This window comes from Streptococcus sp. S1, from assembly GCF_034137685.1.
Lineage (GTDB): Bacteria > Bacillota > Bacilli > Lactobacillales > Streptococcaceae > Streptococcus > Streptococcus dentalis.
Map to the genome: position 1 here is coordinate 310561 of NZ_CP139418.1, position 16280 is coordinate 326840.

A 16280-nucleotide genomic window follows, 5' to 3' on the forward strand; every position below is an offset into this window, starting at 1 on the left:
AGAGCCAAACGGCTCTTTTGATCTTTCTAATAGGAAGAATTAAAGTCCCAAGTAGTCTTCTACGGCTGCTTGCATTTCTTTGGCTGCCACGCTTGTACGATGGCGAACCGGTGCAGTTTCAAGGCCGTCTACAGCCGGTGGCACAGGAACACCTGAGAGTGTATGCAATTTAGCCAAGGCTTCGAAATCTCCTAGACCTGTCTCGCCCGTCACCGCTTCTACTGCCACAACTGGGAATTTATAAGGACTTGCTGTAGAGGCAATGACTGTTTTAGCAGTATCCCCTGTTTGGGTCCGGTATTTTTGATAAACGGCTGATGCTACGGCTGTATGAGGGTCTTCGATGTAATCAGACGCTTCATAGACCCGCTTGATCTCTGCAGCGGTTTCTGCTTCATCTGCATATGCAGCCGCAAACAAATCTAAGATGTCTGCATCAAAGTTGGACAATTGGTACTGACCTGTTGCAACGAGGCTTTCCATCAACTCTTTGGTCTTTGTGGCATCATTGCCTACCAAGTGGAAAATCAAGCGTTCCAAGTTTGAAGAGACCAAGATATCCATCGATGGACTGGTGGTCACCTTGAAGTCACGTTTCTTATCATAGACATATGTTTTGAAGAAGTCTGTCAAAACATTGTTTTCATTTGACGCACAGATCAATTTTCCAACTGGAAGACCGATTTGTTTGGCATAGAAAGCTGCCAAGATATTTCCAAAGTTTCCTGTTGGGACGGTAAAGTTGACTTTTTCTCCCGCTGTGATTTGGCCTGTCTTCACCAATTGCGCATAGGCGTATACGTAATAGACAACCTGAGGCACCAAACGACCAATGTTCATAGAGTTGGCTGATGAGAATTGCATCTTGTTGGCTGCTAATTTTTCACGAAGGGCCACATCATTGAACATGTGTTTGACATTAGTTTGGGCATCGTCAAAGTTTCCATCGATGGCGATGACATGGGTATTGTCCCCCGTTTGAGTCGTCATTTGCAATTCTTGCACCTTGCTGACACCATCTTTTGGATAAAAGACAATGATCTCTGTTCCTGGAACATCAGCAAAACCTGCCATCGCAGCTTTTCCAGTATCTCCAGAAGTCGCCGTCAAGATGACAATTTTATTTTCCAAACCGTGCTTTTTAGCTGCTGTCGTCATGAAGTAAGGCAAGATCGACAAAGCCATGTCTTTAAAGGCAATGGTTGAACCGTGGAAAAGTTCCAAGTTGTATTGACCATCGAGTTTGACAAGCGGAGCAATAGCCGGGGTATCAAACTTGCTGTCATAAGCATGAGAAATACAGTAGTCCAACTCTTCTGCTGTAAAGTCGTCCAAAAAGACTGACAAAACAAGCTTGGCCACCTCTTGGTAAGAAGCGTCTTTGAGGGTATCAAAATCCAGCTCTACTTGAGGATAAGAGACTGGAGTAAACAAACCGCCATCTGTCGCCAATCCTTGAAGGATGGCTTGACTAGCTGTTACAGTATTATTTTCATCTCGTGTTGATTGATAAACTAATGTCATGACTGTTTCATTCCTTTACTAGTAGTCTTCTCATTATATCATAAATGTCAGAAAATTTAACAGCTTTTCGCCAAATCTTGGCAAAGGTCGGCAAACAGAAACTAGATAAAAGAGAGCAGGTGCAACGACTTTGCTCCTACTCCCATGCGAATCTGTTTTTCAGGTGTCTGCAAGACTTGATCAAGCCAATCCCAACTCTGCTAAAACAGATGGGAAGTCTTTCTTCAATTTTTCAAGAGCTACCGTTACTTCTTGACGAGTTTGGTTATTTTTCGCAGTAACTTGACCACTCTCAACTTCACTACTTCCTAAGGTAATCAAGGCTTTGGCCGCAAAGACATCTGCTGACTTAAATTGTGCCTTGAGCTTGCGTCCAAGGTAATCACGTTCTGCCTTGAAACCTTGGATTCGAAGGGCTTGAACCAAGCTAAGCGCTGCTTCATTGACTTCATCTCCTAGGACAGCGATATAGGCATCTAGGCCTGTTTCGATCGGCAATTCAATGCCTTTCTTTTCAAGAACGAGAAGGATCCGTTCCACACCGATACCAAATCCAAAACCAGCTGTCGCAGGGCCGCCGAAGTATTCCACCAAACCATCATAGCGACCACCTGCACAGACCGTCAATTCATTGCCTTCAATTTCTGTGATGAACTCAAAAATCGTGTGGTTGTAGTAATCCAAGCCACGCACCATATTGGTATCAATGACATAGGCTACCCCCAAGTCTTCTAACATCCGACGAACCGCATCAAAATGCGCTTGGCTTTCTTCATCAAGATAGTCTAGGATGGAAGGAGCCTGTTCAACCGCGGCCTTGTCTTCTTTTTCTTTTGAATCCAAGACACGAAGCGGATTTTCTTCTAAGCGACGTTGGCTGTCCTTAGACAATTGATCCTTCATTGGCAAGAGATAATCAATCAAGGCTTGGCGATAAGCCTGACGACTAGCAGGGCTTCCCAAGGTGTTCAAGTGCAAGGTCACATTGTCAATTCCTAGTTCTTTCAGGAATTGCGCTGCCATGGCAATGGTTTCAACATCCGTTGCAGGATTGCTCGATCCAAAGCATTCTACCCCAATTTGGTGGAATTGACGCAAACGACCTGCTTGAGGACGCTCATAGCGGAACATTGGGCCTATGTAATAGAACTTACTTGGTTTTTGTACCTCAGGCGCAAAGAGTTTATTTTCAACATAGGAGCGGACAACAGGAGCTGTTCCTTCTGGACGAAGCGTGATATGACGGTCTCCCTTGTCATAGAAGTCATACATTTCTTTGGTAACGATATCCGTCGTATCCCCTACTGAACGGCTGATGACTTCATAATGTTCGAAGATCGGTGTGCGGATTTCATCATAATTGTATCGCGCAAAGACCTTGCGTGCAAAGCCTTCTACATATTGCCATTTCGCTGAATCGCCAGGAAGGATATCCTGGGTCCCTTTTGGTTTTTGTAATTTCATAGCCTTCATCCTTTGTCTTACTTTTGCCTCTATTTTACCACAAATTCGAAGAGAAATGGAGACTGGACCGAATTTCCTTCGTTCGACACGTTCAAAACCTCTTTCTCTTCTTGCCTTATCAGCCGAATTATGAGAAAATGGAAGCCATACTACACTGAAAGGATCTTGCGATGAGAGAGGATATCAAAATCAATGACCGCGCCCTGGCACTAGAGAAGTCATTAATCGAAAAATTGGAGCTTGTATTTGATACCGATGTTGAGTTAGATGTTTATAATCTGGGACTGATCTACGAGATCCATCTAGATGAAGCCGGCACTTGCAAGGTGGTTATGACCTTTACCGATACGGCTTGTAGCTGTGCTGAGAGCCTTCCGATCGAAATCGTCGCTCGCCTAAAAGAAATCGAGGGGATCGAAGATGTCAAGGTTGAAGTAACTTGGTCACCCGCTTGGAAAATTACTCGAATCAGCCGATACGGGCGCATCGCCCTTGGTCTTCCACCACGATAACAATCATTACCATTTAAGAAACGCAGTCAACTAATGAAGGAAAGCCTCTTTGGAAATCCAATCCATCATAAAAAAACGAGGAACAAACTCTGCTATCAGAGTTTGTTCCTCGTTTTTATAATGTTTGAATCCATTCAAACTTTTTCACTACCAGAATGGTCTAAGCCTGGTCAGCTTTTGGTTCAGGAAGGATTTGGTACAACACGATTCCTAGAATGGTCGACGTTGCCACACCCGTGATTTGAAGACCACCGAGGTCAATCATCAAACCACCGATCCCTGATACTAGGATCACACTTGCAATCAAGAGATTCTTTTTATTATCAAAATCAATCTTATGTTCAACTAAAATTTTCAAACCGCTAGCAGCGATAACCCCAAAGAGGGCAATAGACAAACCTCCCAATACAGGAGTTGGAATAGAGTGCAAGAGTGCTGATAGCTTCCCAATAAAGCTCATGACAACCGCAATCACTGCTGCGCCTGAAATAACGTAAACTGAGTAGACCTTACTAAGGGCCATAACCCCAATGTTTTCCCCATAAGAAGTTACCGGAGGAGCTCCAAAGAATCCAGCAATAATCTGTGCCAAGCCATCACCAGTAAGCGTATGGTCAAGTCCTGGATCCTTGAAGTAATCACGCTCAGTCAAACTATTTAAAACCATGAGGTGGCCAAAATGTTCCGTCATGGTCACAAAGGCAATCGGAGCCATAGTCAAAATCGCACTTGGATAGAGTTTAAAGCTATAATCCACAAATGGAATGTCAAAGTTTGGAACTTGAATCCAATGTGCCGCACTTACCTCTGAGAAATTGACAAAACTATGTCCTGTCAGCAAACCAAGAGCCAATGAGAAAATATAGCCCACAATTAATCCAAGTAAAATTGGGACGACACCGACAATCTTCTTGCCATACATGTTAAATAGGATAACTGCAAAGAGGGTCACCATCGAAATCAATAGAGCATAGCCGCTGTAGCTATTATTTAAGGTTGTCGCATCAGTGACGGCATTCTTCGCAAGACTCAAACCAATGACCATGATAATGGGACCAACCACGATTGGTGGAAGGACCTTATTAATCCAATCTTTACCCGCATGCTTAACAATCAGAGCTACAAACAAGTAGACCAAACCACCCGCCATAGCACCCTGGGCAACTGCCGCGATCCCATCTGACTTCATCAGCATTTGCATCGCTGCAATATAAGCAAAACTAGACCCCATGTAAGCAGGGATCTTATACTTGGTCACTGTCAAGTGAGCCAAGGTCCCCAAACCAGATGAGAACAAAGCAATGGCAGGATCAATCCCAACCAAAATCGGCACCAACACTGTCGCCCCAAACATGGCAAACAAATGCTGGAAAGATAAACCAATCAATAAACCAGGTTTTGGCATATCATTCACATCATATTTAACATCATTCACGATCGTAAAAACCTCCTAAAATTAAGATGCGACAAGCTATGGCTGAACAAAAACGTCTACCTTCGATGACCGAATCATAAGGGAGTGCTCATGCTCCATCATCGACGATTTCTTTTTTATCAAACCACTTTTCAACTATACAAAAAAATCCCCCACAACAAGGAGATACACAAAATATAGGCTGGTCTTCCCAGGCCTTTCATTTCCATAGCTCCTTGCCTGCCTCTCTGGACAGTATTAAAGGATTGATTCGATTAGTCACAATTATAGCAAATTATAGACGGATTTACAAGAAAAATGACAGATAATACACTCAAATCCCCCAAAAAGTAATATTCATACGTTTTAGCGATAGGGTTGAAAATAGCTACTTTGAGCCAAAAAAGAGGCTGGGACAAAAGTCCTAGCCTCTCAATTATTTTTTGATTGTCGAGCAAGACGCAGTGGTTGAGTGGGCTCTACTACACTGATTTCATCAGCTTTTACAGCCCTACTCAACTGTTCGGAGGTGGGACGACGAAATCGAATTCTAACGAATTACCGATTTCTGTCCCACTCTCTCTTTGGACAAAGTCGTCCTTGTAATTACTGTTTACCAGACTGTTCCATATTCCAGAAGTCGGTTACAGCACCACGTGATGCTGAAGAAACGATGTGGGCGTATTTACCCAGAACCCCACGGCTATACAGTGGTGGCAAGGTTGTTTCAGCTTTCCGTTTCGCCAACTCTTCGTCTGAGACGTGCATGGTGATTTCTTTGGTATCTTGATCAACCGTTACCAGATCTCCTGTGTGGAGGTAGGCAATCGGACCACCGACCTGAGCTTCAGGCGCAATGTGACCAACAACGAGACCATAAGTCCCACCTGAGAAGCGCCCGTCTGTCAAGAGGGCTACCTTGTCTCCTTGGCCTTTCCCAACGATCATAGATGACAGAGACAGCATTTCCGGCATACCAGGACCACCCTTAGGACCTACGAAACGAACAACAACAACGTCGCCATCCACGATTTCATCCGAAAGAACCGCTTCAATGGCAGCTTCTTCTGAGTCAAAGACCTTAGCAGGACCCGTGATGTTACGAACTTTCACACCTGATACTTTGGCAACCGCCCCTTCTGGAGCCAAGTTCCCTTTCAAGATGATTAATGGACCATCCGCACGTTTTGGATTTTCAAGTGGCATGATAACTTTTTGACCTGGTGTCAAATCAGCAAAGGCTTCTAAGTTTTCAGCTACTGTTTTACCAGTACAGGTGATGCGATCCCCATGAAGGAAACCATTCTTAAGAAGGTATTTCATGACGGCTGGCACACCACCGACATTGTAAAGGTCTTGGAAGACGTATTGACCTGAAGGTTTCAAGTCTGCCAAGTGAGGCACACGTTCTTGGAAATCGTTGAAATCTTCAAGGGTCAAGTCCACATTGGCTGCATGAGCAATGGCAAGCAAGTGCAGAGTGGCATTGGTGGAACCACCCAGCGCCATGGTCACTGTAATGGCATCTTCAAAGGCTTCACGGGTCAAGATGTCAGATGGCTTCAGTCCCATTTCAAGCATTTTCACAACTGCACGACCTGCTTCTTCGATATCGGCTTTTTTATCAGCTGATTCAGCAGGGTGAGAAGAGGAACCTGGCAAGCTCATACCAAGGACCTCGATCGCTGTCGCCATGGTGTTGGCCGTATACATACCACCACAGCCACCAGGGCCAGGACAGGCATTACATTCCAGTTGCTTCACTTCTTCAGCAGTCATATCACCATGGTTCCATTTCCCGATCCCTTCGAAAACAGAAACCAAGTCGATATCCTTGCCGTTCAGATTACCCGGTGCAATGGTACCACCATAGGCAAAGATCGCTGGGATATCCATATTGGCAATGGCGATCATCGAACCAGGCATGTTCTTATCACAGCCCCCGATGGCTACAAAGGCATCCACGTTGTGACCGCCCATAGCAGCTTCGATAGAGTCTGCAATGATATCACGAGAAGTCAAGGAGAAGCGCATCCCAGGCGTTCCCATAGCAATCCCATCGGCAACCGTAATGGTTCCGAATTGAACCGGCCAAGCTCCCGCATCTTTCACACCTTCTTTGGCCAATTTTCCAAAATCATGCAGGTGCATGTTACAAGGTGTGTTTTCAGCCCAAGTAGAGATCACCCCTACGATTGGTTTTTCAAAGTTTTCATCTGTCATCCCAGTTGCCCGAAGCATGGCCCGGTTAGGGGACTTGACCATGCTGTCGTAGACACTACTGCGATGGCGTGTATCTAATTCTGTCATCTGATTCCCTCTCATCGTATTTTTTATTATTATAGCACAATTTACGGCCCAACGACAGAAGAAAATTCTTGAATTTTCAGACAATTCAGCTTACTCGTTTTCTTGCTAAAATAATTTACAGTTATATCTTGACTTTTGTAAGCAAAGTGATATCATTTAGATATCATAAAGAAAGAAGGGTTCGTCCCATGGAAGAAAAAATTTTAACCCAAAAGAAAAACGGCTTAGCCGCCCTTATAGGCTTGCTAGTTGGGGATCTTGTCTTAGTTTTAGCCTTTATTAGTGCGATTGCTAGTCTACCAGAAGGTTTTCCACTTGCGATTGCAGTTATTACCTGTATTTTTCTCTTTATTGCTAGTCTGGTGTGCTATGCGGGGATCAAAATTATTAAACCGCAAGAGGCCTTGGTTTTGACCTTGTTTGGGAACTATATTGGAACCATTCGAGAAGCGGGTATTTACTTTGTCAATCCCTTCTGTGTCTCTGTCAATCCTGCCAATAACACCCGCTTGGGCCAAAGTGGTGATGTCACCACCAAGTCACCCATGTCTGTCAAAAAAACAGCAGAAGGTAACAATATTTCTATCGAGACAGGTAAAAAGAATATTTCCTTAAAAGTGATGACCTTGAATAACTCTCGTCAGAAGATTAATGACTGTTTGGGAAATCCTGTAGAAATCGGTATTGCAGTCACTTGGCGTGTAGTAGATACGGCTAAAGCAGTCTTCAATGTGGATAACTACAAAGAATATCTCTCATTGCAGTGTGATAGTGCTCTTCGTAATATTGTCCGCATCTATCCTTATGATGTAGCTCCTAATGTCGATACGACAGGAGACGGCCAGGCAGATGAGGGTAGCCTAAGAGGCTCCAGTGAAATTGTGGCCAGTCGTATTCGAGAAGAGATTCAAGCACGTGTAAAAGATGCTGGACTCGAAATTCTAGAAGCTCGTATTACCTACTTGGCCTATGCTCCAGAAATCGCAGCTGTCATGCTTCAACGCCAACAAGCTTCTGCCATTATCGATGCGCGGAAGATGATTGTCGACGGAGCAGTTGGGATGGTTGAAATGGCCCTTGAACGCCTGAGCGAAGGAGAGATTGTAGAGCTAGACGAAGAACGGAAGGCTGCCATGGTTTCGAACCTTCTCGTCGTTCTCTGTGGCAATCATGATGCACAACCAATTGTTAATACGGGAAGTCTCTATTAAGAATGGCTGACCAAAAGAAAAAACAGATTCCACTTAGATTGTCAGCCAAGTTATATGCTGCTATCGCATCATGGGCAGAAGATGACTTTCGATCGGTCAATGGGCAGATCGAGTACCTGCTGACAGAATGTGTCAAACAACGAAAAAAGGATGGCAAATACGTTTCGGAAACGATTGATGAGCCATTTGAAATAGACCTTTAAGGAGAACTCCTGTTCCATTTGATGGGGCGGGAGATTTTTTTAACAATTTTTTGTCAAGTAACTTTACTTTACAAAAAAGTTTTGTTATACTGTTAAAGTTGATGAAAATCAAACCTAATTGAATTTATATCTTAAAAGGAGAATAACGAAATGGCAGTACCTGCACGTCGCACATCAAAAGCGAAGAAAAACAAACGTCGTACGCACTACAAAGTAACAGCTCCATCTGTAAACTTTGACGAAGCAACTGGAGATTACTCACGTTCACACCGTGTATCACTTAAAGGATACTACAAAGGACGTAAGATCGCTAAAGCTGCATCAGCTGAATAATAGAAGGGAGATACCATGCGCGTAAATATTACACTTGAACACAAAGAATCTGGTGAACGCTTGTACCTTACTTCTAAAAACAAACGTAACACTCCAGACCGTCTTCAATTGAAGAAATACTCACCAAAACTTCGCAAACACGTCGTGTTTACTGAAGTTAAGTAGAGGTTCAATACGAATCAATACATAAGAAAAACGCTGATTTCAAGCGTTTTTTCTTTTTGCTAAATGCGATATATTGCACTATATTTCAATTCAAACTCTACCTTTTTCTCTACCTTTTTTCTTAAGACCTGGTTTGGAAAGTATGGGTTTCAGTTGGACTAAAAACAGGGGAATATTTTTAGTTCTGTAAGTATTAATCTATACGCTTACATATATCTTTTGGTCTCTATCCTTTAGGTGAAAATACCGATTTTATGGTATAATAAGGATAACTCTATACAAGGAGGTGTGCCATGACTCTTGATGTAAATAAAGAAGAATTAACAATTTTAGGGATTCCCTTTGATAACTTTTCAGATTTTGATACTGTCTGGTATGCTATTGGGTCATCAATGATTGAAAATTATGAACCTACTGTTCAAGATGTGATTGACTTAAAAACTTATGTTATCAACAGACGAAAGGAATTGAATATTGGTTAAAAATCAATACGAAGGCTATGAGTACATTGACCCCAATCACCAATATACCTATCCAAATTCCGCAGTCTTAATCAATAAACAAAATGTTACAAATATTGAAGAAGCCTATCGAAATGAACACTTATTCGTTACTAAAAGACTTGCAGACTTGCGCTTGAAAGCCATTGAAGTCTATTCCATGAGTAATATTTTAGCCATTCATAACTATTTGTTTCAGGATGTTTATGCCTGGTCAGGACAATATCGCAAGGTGAATATCTCTAAAAGTGGTAATCCTTTTATGTCGATACAGTCGTTTAATGCTGCTGAAACTTATATAAATCATCTCATTCATTCCTATCATCAAACTGCCAACTCAAAAGATGAAATCATTAAACATTTAGCAAAAATTCTTGATAATCTTAATTATTTCCATCCCTTTCGAGAAGGAAATGGACGAACTCAACGAGAAGTTATTCGTTCCTTAGCACTATCAAAAGGATATTCTGCACAAATACGAGTGGAACAAGATGATGAAGTTTACAACCTTTATATGGACGGAACTGTCTATGGAGACTTAGGGAAGCTAGAAGAATTATTTGGTAAAATATTAAAAGAAATATAGATTGTAATACTTGATAATTACAAAAGTGAAGTGATTAGATATATTAAAAGCCTATGAAATCAGCATTTCAAAGGCTTTTTTCTTTTAATTTTAGCAAAATAACTGAATTTTAACTGATTATATCACTTTAGGAGTGCAATAACAGATATAATGGTAGCAATGATGGAGACTATCGTAGCAACGGTAGAACTTATGGTATTTGTCTTTGTGTAATTTATCTCAGTAAGCATATTCAAATAGGAATAATTTTCTTTAATTACATTTCGATAATATGACAAATTTTTATGAAATAAATTTTCTAGCTGAACTTCGTCATTTGATACAAATATAGTCCAAGAATCTTCAAAGTCTTTTTTAAAATTAGAAATATCTATTCTGTTTTCTGACTCCGATAGGCTTTGTATCTTTTTCAAAAGGTTTAAAAAATTCTTATTAAACATTATGTTCTTTCTTCCTGATACATATTTCGAAAAATCTCTTTCAAAAATGTGAAGCTCTCGCTCTCCAAATAATAAGTAATAGAGCTCGTTCCCATATTGTGATATAGACCCTAAAATACTAAATCTAGGAATGAAATTACTTCCTGAGTATAGAACATAATCACTATCATTAAAACTATTTGAAATATAGTAATTGCCTTTTTTATTATATAGACTATAACTAATATCCCCGAAGTATATTTTATCTATATCAACTTTGTCTTTTCGAAAAGCAACTGTTAGATTAATTAATTTGTTCATTTTCCCATTTTCGCTATATAAAAACGTAGTTATGTAATGTTGACATATCAAAGAAGGAAGTTCATTTGTCATCTGACCAATAGATAGATAATTAAGCTTATCGTCCTCATCATCCAGAATATACCAATTAATGTAATCTTTTTTACTCAAGTTTTTGATATTATCAGAAATAAATAATTGAAGATTAGACTCTGTCAATACTTGTTTGAAATGAAATCTATATTGAAAAATAGCATAATAATTATTTACCGTCGCCCAACTTATTTCAATACTGCTGAAAAAATTATCTCCAATTATCTCAATTTCAGCAAAAATTCCGACTCCATGCCTTAAATATTCTAAATGGACATAGTCGTATTTTTTAAATATAGTAGGTTTTTTATAATAATTTTTCACTTTAAATTTCGACTTTGGCAACGAATATAAACGCTTCGTTAATTTATTAACACCCTCATTTGAAAGTGTATCTAAAATAATAAACTCGCCAATTGAGAATTCATCAAAATAGTCTGTCCGTGTCCTCCATTCGGGATGTTTTTCTTCAATGTACTTTTTATGAAATTCTAATCCTTCCTGCTCATGTCTTTGATAATAAGATTGATATTCTTCTGTTGCAACTATTTTTAAATAATAATCAAAAAACTTCTTAGCTTGTCTATTTATCATACCTACACCTAATTGATACTTTATATCACTATCATATCATTTTTTTAATGAAACTGAATCAATAACCACAACTATTACTCATTTTATGATTTTAGCTAAATCTATCATGGCTTGTTCAATTTTATGTTTTCTTTTTTGCATGACATGAAGATAGATTTTTCTATCTCTCTACTATCTTCTGAATGTCCTACAAACTCTCTAATAACGTTTAGGCTTACAATCTTATCAGCCATGACTGAAACAAAACTATGTCGGAACATATGGGGAACTATGTGAACAGGTTTATCAAAATCTACTAGATCGTCAATATCCTTATAGGATTTTCTACTTTTCTTATTATACTTAGCGGACTGACTAGTTCCACCTCTTAAGAACATTGAAATTTCTATATGATACAATGCTCTGCCCTGTTTGTTATTTATAGAAGTAAAATAGGGATTCACTACACGTCAATAGATGTGAAAAACCTTGATTTAAAGCGATTTTTGAAATTCTAAATTTCACTACATTGCAATATAAATCAACCGAATCACTACCTTTTTGAAATAAAAATAATGATTCGGATATTTAAAAGAAGAGGAACTTTAGTGTGAAGCTCCTCTTTTTGTTATTTGTTCTTTTGCTTATAAATTGTAATACCTGTTTTGAACACCTCGTATTTGAATGAATTTCAATATATGCTTAATATCAATCTTTCCACATGTTTTTAAGAAAGAAATATTTCATCTAATTTGAATAACTTTCAATTGAATGGTGTGAATTTTACCCTGAAAATAAACGAATTGAGCTAGATTTCACCAAAAAGTTCACACCATAAGAAGCACGCTTTCATGTCCCCGACATCAAAAAAGAAAGGACAAACATATCCTTCCTCGTTGTTAAAATTTTCGTCCCCCACTACAGTTAACAAATATATTAAGATTAGTAGTGAGGAAGTTTCCGACTGGAGAGAGTACTCACTACTTTATCTTATCATGAAGATAATTCAATTTTTTCTTAGTTCAATGACTTGATCGTATCGACTTTCATAATCAATATGGTGAGCGATTTCTAACACCATCATCGGTAGTGAGAAAATCAAGTCTCGAACCATCTGGCTATTTTCTACGTCAAGAGCTGCAGTTACCTCATCTGCTAATAAAATATCCTTTTTACGAAGAAGGAAGCGGGCTAGTTCAATCCGGACTCGTTGTCCGCCTGAAATATTTTCTCCGTTATTAGTGATTACAAAATCAAGTCCATCAGTTAGTTCATGGTCGAGTTTGACCTGTCTCAAAACAGTCTCCAATTCTTGATCTGAAAAATCTTGTCCCAAACTAAGATTGTAGCGAACAGTATCATTAAAGAGGAAAGGATGCTGACTGATGATACCTACCTGACGAATAAAACAACTTGTTTTTGCTCCATCCCTTGTCCGACAAGTAATCGTCCCATCATCCGCCTTTTCTTCCCCTGTGATCATTCGAAAGAGGGTTGATTTCCCACAGCCACTTGGCCCTTTGATGAGGACTTTTTTGCCTTGTTGAATGGCTAGATTAAGATCGCGTATAATCTCTCTACCGTTATAAGATTTACTTAAATGAGAAATTTCTAGTTCTTCTACTTGTGAGATCGAATGATTGTCCGATTCACTATCATCTGCTCGATTTAAAATTCCGAAAATCTTTTCTGCCGTTGTTTTGGCTCCTTGTACTTCAACCACATCATACATGATATTTTGTATAGGACCTACCAGTTGACCAGCGGCAATATACATTGCAACCAGGCTAGCCACTGAAACATGATGACCATGCATGGCAAGGAAGAACCCCAATACCAAGGGGAGTACTTGGCTAAGAAAGACCATGAAACCATTACAAAAGAAAACAATATTATGGGTAAAAGCAAACTTTTGAATGGCTCGTTGATAACGAAGATTGATATTCCAGACGCGCTGAGAATTTTCAGGCAAGGCTTGATTCATCCGCAAGGTTTGAGCCCCTCGAATACTATCAGAGATTTGGTTATGAACGGCTGTTCTTCCCTGAGACATTTCATCCCCTGAATTCTTTAGCTTATTATTCATTAAGAATTGTGGAATGGGACGTAAGATCGTGAAGAAAACAAAGATAGAACCCAATAAAACATTTTGGGCAATGATATAGATCGCCGTAATCAGCGCTCCAAATCCCCAACATGAAATAGACATATAGCGTTCAAAAAAGTTATCTCCTAAAAATTCCATATCCTGTGTCAGCATGGTAATCTTTTCATCTTCACTATATTCCCTGTCTTCCATTAACTTCTGAAAAAGTGCCGTTCGGATATTCATGTGAATTTCACGTCGAAAGACATTATTTGCATGATTACAAAATAACATTAGACTATACAAAGCGAAATAGACAGAAAAACCAAAGAGGGCAAATTTCCAAATAGAAGAATAGGTAAGGTTATTTTGATCTATCGATAATGCTTTGGCAACAACCAAGGGTTGCCCCAAAGCGAGACCCCCATTTGCCAGCGCCCCAATAATGGTTAGGTATTTTGTTTTTTTATCAAGATATTTAAAGATATTAATCATAAATCTCTCCTAGAAAAAAGACACCTTATGATTGAGAAATACAAGTTGTAATAATTGTATTTTATTCTTTGTGATTTATTTTACGTGTTCATTATACATCTAAAAATAAGTCTGGTCAATGAATACTTAAAGAACTTAACTCTAAATAAAAAAAGAGCTCTGCTTATTAACAGAACTCATCTCTTTTAAACTTTTAAGGGTTCAATTCCTCAATTTCCTTTACCCCTTCAAACTCTCCAACACTTTCGAAAAGTTCTATAGCTCGTTTAAAATGTGTGTTGGCTAATCCTTTATCTTCCAAGGCTAAATAGATCTCACCTAACCCTCTGTAGCTACAAGCCTGAGAAATCACATCATCAGTCTCTAAAGATTGTTCCAGTGACAGATTCATGAATGTAAGAGCTTCATCAAGATTGTTTAATTTCAATCTCACATAGCCTTGTTCGTAGTTATTTATAGCTTTCTTTAGATTATCATTGGGAAAATGCTCTTCAATTATCTTCTCTTCATCTTCAATGAGCTTTAAAGCCTTATGAAAATCACCCTGATCTCTGTAGATCATCGCTAATTGATGTAAGCCAATGTGTTCATGTTCTTTATCTTCATTTTGTTGAGCTAATAAAATGTATTTCTCAAAGATATGGGTACACGAGGCATAGTCTTTTTCTGCTAACAATAAATATCCCATCAGATTTAAAAGACTAAAATCTGTACAGGTATCAATGGAAAAATCTTGTTCAACCAACTTTTTAGCTTCTGATGTTTTTCCCTCCAGAAACAAGTCCCAAGCTGTATCAAGTTTAGAGGCCATCTATTTTCCCCTTTCAACTATAAACAAACTTCATAATTATTGTACTCCCGCTTGAAAGCGATGTCAAGCATTATGATAAATAGTACTAGCACCTATGGTGAATTTAAAATTTAAAATCTAAAAAATAAACCATCAATCTGCATTAAAATAATCATAAACCTCTTTATATGGAATTCTGTCAATATTTTAGACAAATTTTGGGAGGAAATTTTGAAGACTAGCGTCCTTCTATTTTTCCCAATAAGTTTTAACTTCTTCAAAAATCTTATTCAAAAGTTCTGCATCTTTATAAACTTTATTATATCAGTTTTCTTTAACATTAAGCAAGATTACGATAACACGTTGATCATATTTTTAAAAAGTTTTATGACTGATTTCGTTAGGAATATTAGTCTTTGAAATAGCGCTTCACATCTGACCTACATGCTTCCAACAACGTTATTTCATCAGTTAATTCGAGTAACTGCAAGCCTTCATCAACTAGCTTTTTATCACTTAAACAAATTCCAAGTGTCACTTTAGCATTTCCTAGAAAATCATATCGCTTACTTTTTTTTGCCGTATCTAACAATAGATAACTGATACTCGTACATTTCTCCATCAAACCATTCCACAGAAAAATACTAGCTAAATTTGAGAGTAATTTATACTTGGTGGGAAGAATCTCTGTATAATCAGAGTAATCATTGAGCCTATCTATCACTTCATCACAGATAGAAATCACTGTTTCTAGTGGAAGTGTAAATAAAATAACGACAATTAATTTGAGGTCACTATGATACCAGACATCCTGATTTTTAATTTCGTTCCAAGCTTCCGTTGCCGTTATTCTTACCTTTTCATTTGGACCAGATTCTCGTAAACAAAGAATGACCTCTACTCTCTTTAGTATATTTGATACAGGAATATCATTAGGATATTTTTTTAAATAAGCTACACTCTTATTCTTCAGTTCCAATAATTTATCATTTGATTGGTAGGCATTGTTATCTTCTGCCAATAAGATAATTTCTTCTCTATCGGAATGGTGGTAAGAATGACATATATATCGAAATTCTTCGAAATCTAGGCCAACTTGCTTTAGAAGATGCTCCATCAACTCAAAACTAGGCACTACTTGGTTCGATTCAATACGCGACAAGTGCGCTCTTGAAGTGTAATCCTGGCAAACTTCCTCTTGACTAATATGTTTTGATTTCCGTATTTTTTTATAGATCGTACCGTAATCCCAACGCATAACAACTTCACCTCTAATTATGTGTATAAATGTTACATTTTTAC

The 16280-nt window shown here is 38.9% G+C and carries 16 protein-coding genes; 7 read left to right on the plus strand and 9 right to left on the minus strand.

Features of this window, described 5'->3' with window-relative positions; genetic code table 11:
- Positions 1–39: 39 nt before the first annotated feature.
- Both thrC and hisS read right to left on the minus strand, forming a co-directional pair.
- Positions 40–1524, minus strand: coding sequence for a threonine synthase (gene thrC, locus SM121_RS01585; protein ID WP_320911015.1), 1485 nt, complete (start codon positions 1522–1524; stop codon positions 40–42).
- Between the two features lie 180 nt (positions 1525–1704).
- Complete coding sequence (gene hisS, locus SM121_RS01590; protein WP_320911016.1) at positions 1705–2988, minus strand: histidine--tRNA ligase; 1284 nt, start codon at positions 2986–2988, stop codon at positions 1705–1707.
- Between the two features lie 170 nt (positions 2989–3158).
- Between hisS and SM121_RS01595 the strand changes: the two genes are divergently transcribed.
- The gene (locus tag SM121_RS01595; RefSeq protein ID WP_013904437.1) at positions 3159–3500 is read left to right on the plus strand and encodes a metal-sulfur cluster assembly factor; all 342 of its coding nucleotides are present in this window, start codon (positions 3159–3161) and stop codon (positions 3498–3500) included.
- A gap of 160 nt (positions 3501–3660) precedes the next feature.
- Here SM121_RS01595 and SM121_RS01600 read toward each other — a convergent pair whose 3' ends face one another.
- Positions 3661–4935 (minus strand): uracil-xanthine permease family protein, encoded by a 1275-nt coding sequence (locus tag SM121_RS01600; RefSeq protein WP_270300023.1) that lies wholly within the window; start codon positions 4933–4935, stop codon positions 3661–3663.
- A gap of 585 nt (positions 4936–5520) precedes the next feature.
- Positions 5521–7224 (minus strand): dihydroxy-acid dehydratase, encoded by a 1704-nt coding sequence (ilvD, locus tag SM121_RS01605; RefSeq protein ID WP_214259767.1) that lies wholly within the window; start codon positions 7222–7224, stop codon positions 5521–5523.
- A gap of 188 nt (positions 7225–7412) precedes the next feature.
- Between ilvD and SM121_RS01610 the strand changes: the two genes are divergently transcribed.
- The 6 genes from SM121_RS01610 (at position 7413) to SM121_RS01635 (ending at position 10222) form a co-directional block, all read left to right on the plus strand.
- Positions 7413–8435 carry an SPFH domain-containing protein gene (locus SM121_RS01610; protein WP_320911017.1) on the plus strand — a complete coding sequence of 341 codons (1023 nt, stop codon included), beginning with the start codon at positions 7413–7415 and terminating at the stop codon, positions 8433–8435.
- A gap of 2 nt (positions 8436–8437) precedes the next feature.
- Positions 8438–8638 (plus strand): PTS ascorbate transporter subunit IIC, encoded by a 201-nt coding sequence (locus SM121_RS01615; RefSeq protein WP_003011522.1) that lies wholly within the window; start codon positions 8438–8440, stop codon positions 8636–8638.
- 150 nt (positions 8639–8788) lie between these two features.
- Positions 8789–8971 carry a 50S ribosomal protein L32 gene (gene rpmF / locus SM121_RS01620; protein ID WP_003009516.1) on the plus strand — a complete coding sequence of 61 codons (183 nt, stop codon included), beginning with the start codon at positions 8789–8791 and terminating at the stop codon, positions 8969–8971.
- Between the two features lie 15 nt (positions 8972–8986).
- The gene (gene rpmG, locus SM121_RS01625; RefSeq protein ID WP_001265622.1) at positions 8987–9136 is read left to right on the plus strand and encodes a 50S ribosomal protein L33; all 150 of its coding nucleotides are present in this window, start codon (positions 8987–8989) and stop codon (positions 9134–9136) included.
- A 293-nt stretch (positions 9137–9429) separates the two neighbouring features.
- A complete protein-coding gene (locus tag SM121_RS01630) occupies positions 9430–9618 on the plus strand; it encodes a hypothetical protein (protein WP_014713950.1) in 189 nt (62 codons plus the stop codon).
- Positions 9611–10222: a Fic/DOC family protein gene (locus SM121_RS01635; protein WP_320911018.1), complete on the plus strand. Its 612-nt coding sequence runs from the start codon at positions 9611–9613 to the stop codon at positions 10220–10222. The genes SM121_RS01630 and SM121_RS01635 overlap by 8 nt, the downstream gene beginning before the upstream one ends.
- A gap of 122 nt (positions 10223–10344) precedes the next feature.
- Here SM121_RS01635 and SM121_RS01640 read toward each other — a convergent pair whose 3' ends face one another.
- The 5 genes from SM121_RS01640 to SM121_RS01660 all read right to left on the minus strand — a co-directional run bounded on the left by SM121_RS01640 (position 10345) and on the right by SM121_RS01660 (position 16236).
- The gene (locus SM121_RS01640; RefSeq protein ID WP_320911019.1) at positions 10345–11628 is read right to left on the minus strand and encodes a hypothetical protein; all 1284 of its coding nucleotides are present in this window, start codon (positions 11626–11628) and stop codon (positions 10345–10347) included.
- A gap of 104 nt (positions 11629–11732) precedes the next feature.
- Positions 11733–12005 carry a tyrosine-type recombinase/integrase gene (locus tag SM121_RS01645; RefSeq protein WP_320911303.1) on the minus strand — a complete coding sequence of 91 codons (273 nt, stop codon included), beginning with the start codon at positions 12003–12005 and terminating at the stop codon, positions 11733–11735.
- 608 nt (positions 12006–12613) lie between these two features.
- Entirely contained in the window at positions 12614–14188 is a 1575-nt protein-coding gene (locus SM121_RS01650) for an ABC transporter ATP-binding protein (protein ID WP_320911020.1), read from the minus strand.
- 193 nt (positions 14189–14381) lie between these two features.
- Positions 14382–14999 carry a tetratricopeptide repeat protein gene (locus SM121_RS01655; protein ID WP_320911021.1) on the minus strand — a complete coding sequence of 206 codons (618 nt, stop codon included), beginning with the start codon at positions 14997–14999 and terminating at the stop codon, positions 14382–14384.
- 388 nt (positions 15000–15387) lie between these two features.
- Positions 15388–16236 (minus strand): helix-turn-helix domain-containing protein, encoded by an 849-nt coding sequence (locus SM121_RS01660; protein WP_320911022.1) that lies wholly within the window; start codon positions 16234–16236, stop codon positions 15388–15390.
- Positions 16237–16280: the final 44 nt, after the last annotated feature.

What these genes read in the sequence shown, in the direction of transcription:
- SM121_RS01645 (WP_320911303.1), bottom strand. Translation starts at nt 12,005, where the DNA reads ATGTTCTTAAGAGGTGGAACTAGTCAGTCCGCTAAGTATAATAAGAAA.
- rpmF (WP_003009516.1), top strand. Translation starts at nt 8,789, where the DNA reads ATGGCAGTACCTGCACGTCGCACATCAAAAGCGAAGAAAAACAAACGT.
- thrC (WP_320911015.1), bottom strand. Translation starts at nt 1,524, where the DNA reads ATGACATTAGTTTATCAATCAACACGAGATGAAAATAATACTGTAACA.
- SM121_RS01615 (WP_003011522.1), top strand. Translation starts at nt 8,438, where the DNA reads ATGGCTGACCAAAAGAAAAAACAGATTCCACTTAGATTGTCAGCCAAG.
- ilvD (WP_214259767.1), bottom strand. Translation starts at nt 7,224, where the DNA reads ATGACAGAATTAGATACACGCCATCGCAGTAGTGTCTACGACAGCATG.
- SM121_RS01650 (WP_320911020.1), bottom strand. Translation starts at nt 14,188, where the DNA reads ATGATTAATATCTTTAAATATCTTGATAAAAAAACAAAATACCTAACC.
- rpmG (WP_001265622.1), top strand. Translation starts at nt 8,987, where the DNA reads ATGCGCGTAAATATTACACTTGAACACAAAGAATCTGGTGAACGCTTG.
- SM121_RS01630 (WP_014713950.1), top strand. Translation starts at nt 9,430, where the DNA reads ATGACTCTTGATGTAAATAAAGAAGAATTAACAATTTTAGGGATTCCC.
- SM121_RS01610 (WP_320911017.1), top strand. Translation starts at nt 7,413, where the DNA reads ATGGAAGAAAAAATTTTAACCCAAAAGAAAAACGGCTTAGCCGCCCTT.
- SM121_RS01660 (WP_320911022.1), bottom strand. Translation starts at nt 16,236, where the DNA reads ATGCGTTGGGATTACGGTACGATCTATAAAAAAATACGGAAATCAAAA.
- hisS (WP_320911016.1), bottom strand. Translation starts at nt 2,988, where the DNA reads ATGAAATTACAAAAACCAAAAGGGACCCAGGATATCCTTCCTGGCGAT.
- SM121_RS01655 (WP_320911021.1), bottom strand. Translation starts at nt 14,999, where the DNA reads ATGGCCTCTAAACTTGATACAGCTTGGGACTTGTTTCTGGAGGGAAAA.
- SM121_RS01640 (WP_320911019.1), bottom strand. Translation starts at nt 11,628, where the DNA reads ATGATAAATAGACAAGCTAAGAAGTTTTTTGATTATTATTTAAAAATA.
- SM121_RS01595 (WP_013904437.1), top strand. Translation starts at nt 3,159, where the DNA reads ATGAGAGAGGATATCAAAATCAATGACCGCGCCCTGGCACTAGAGAAG.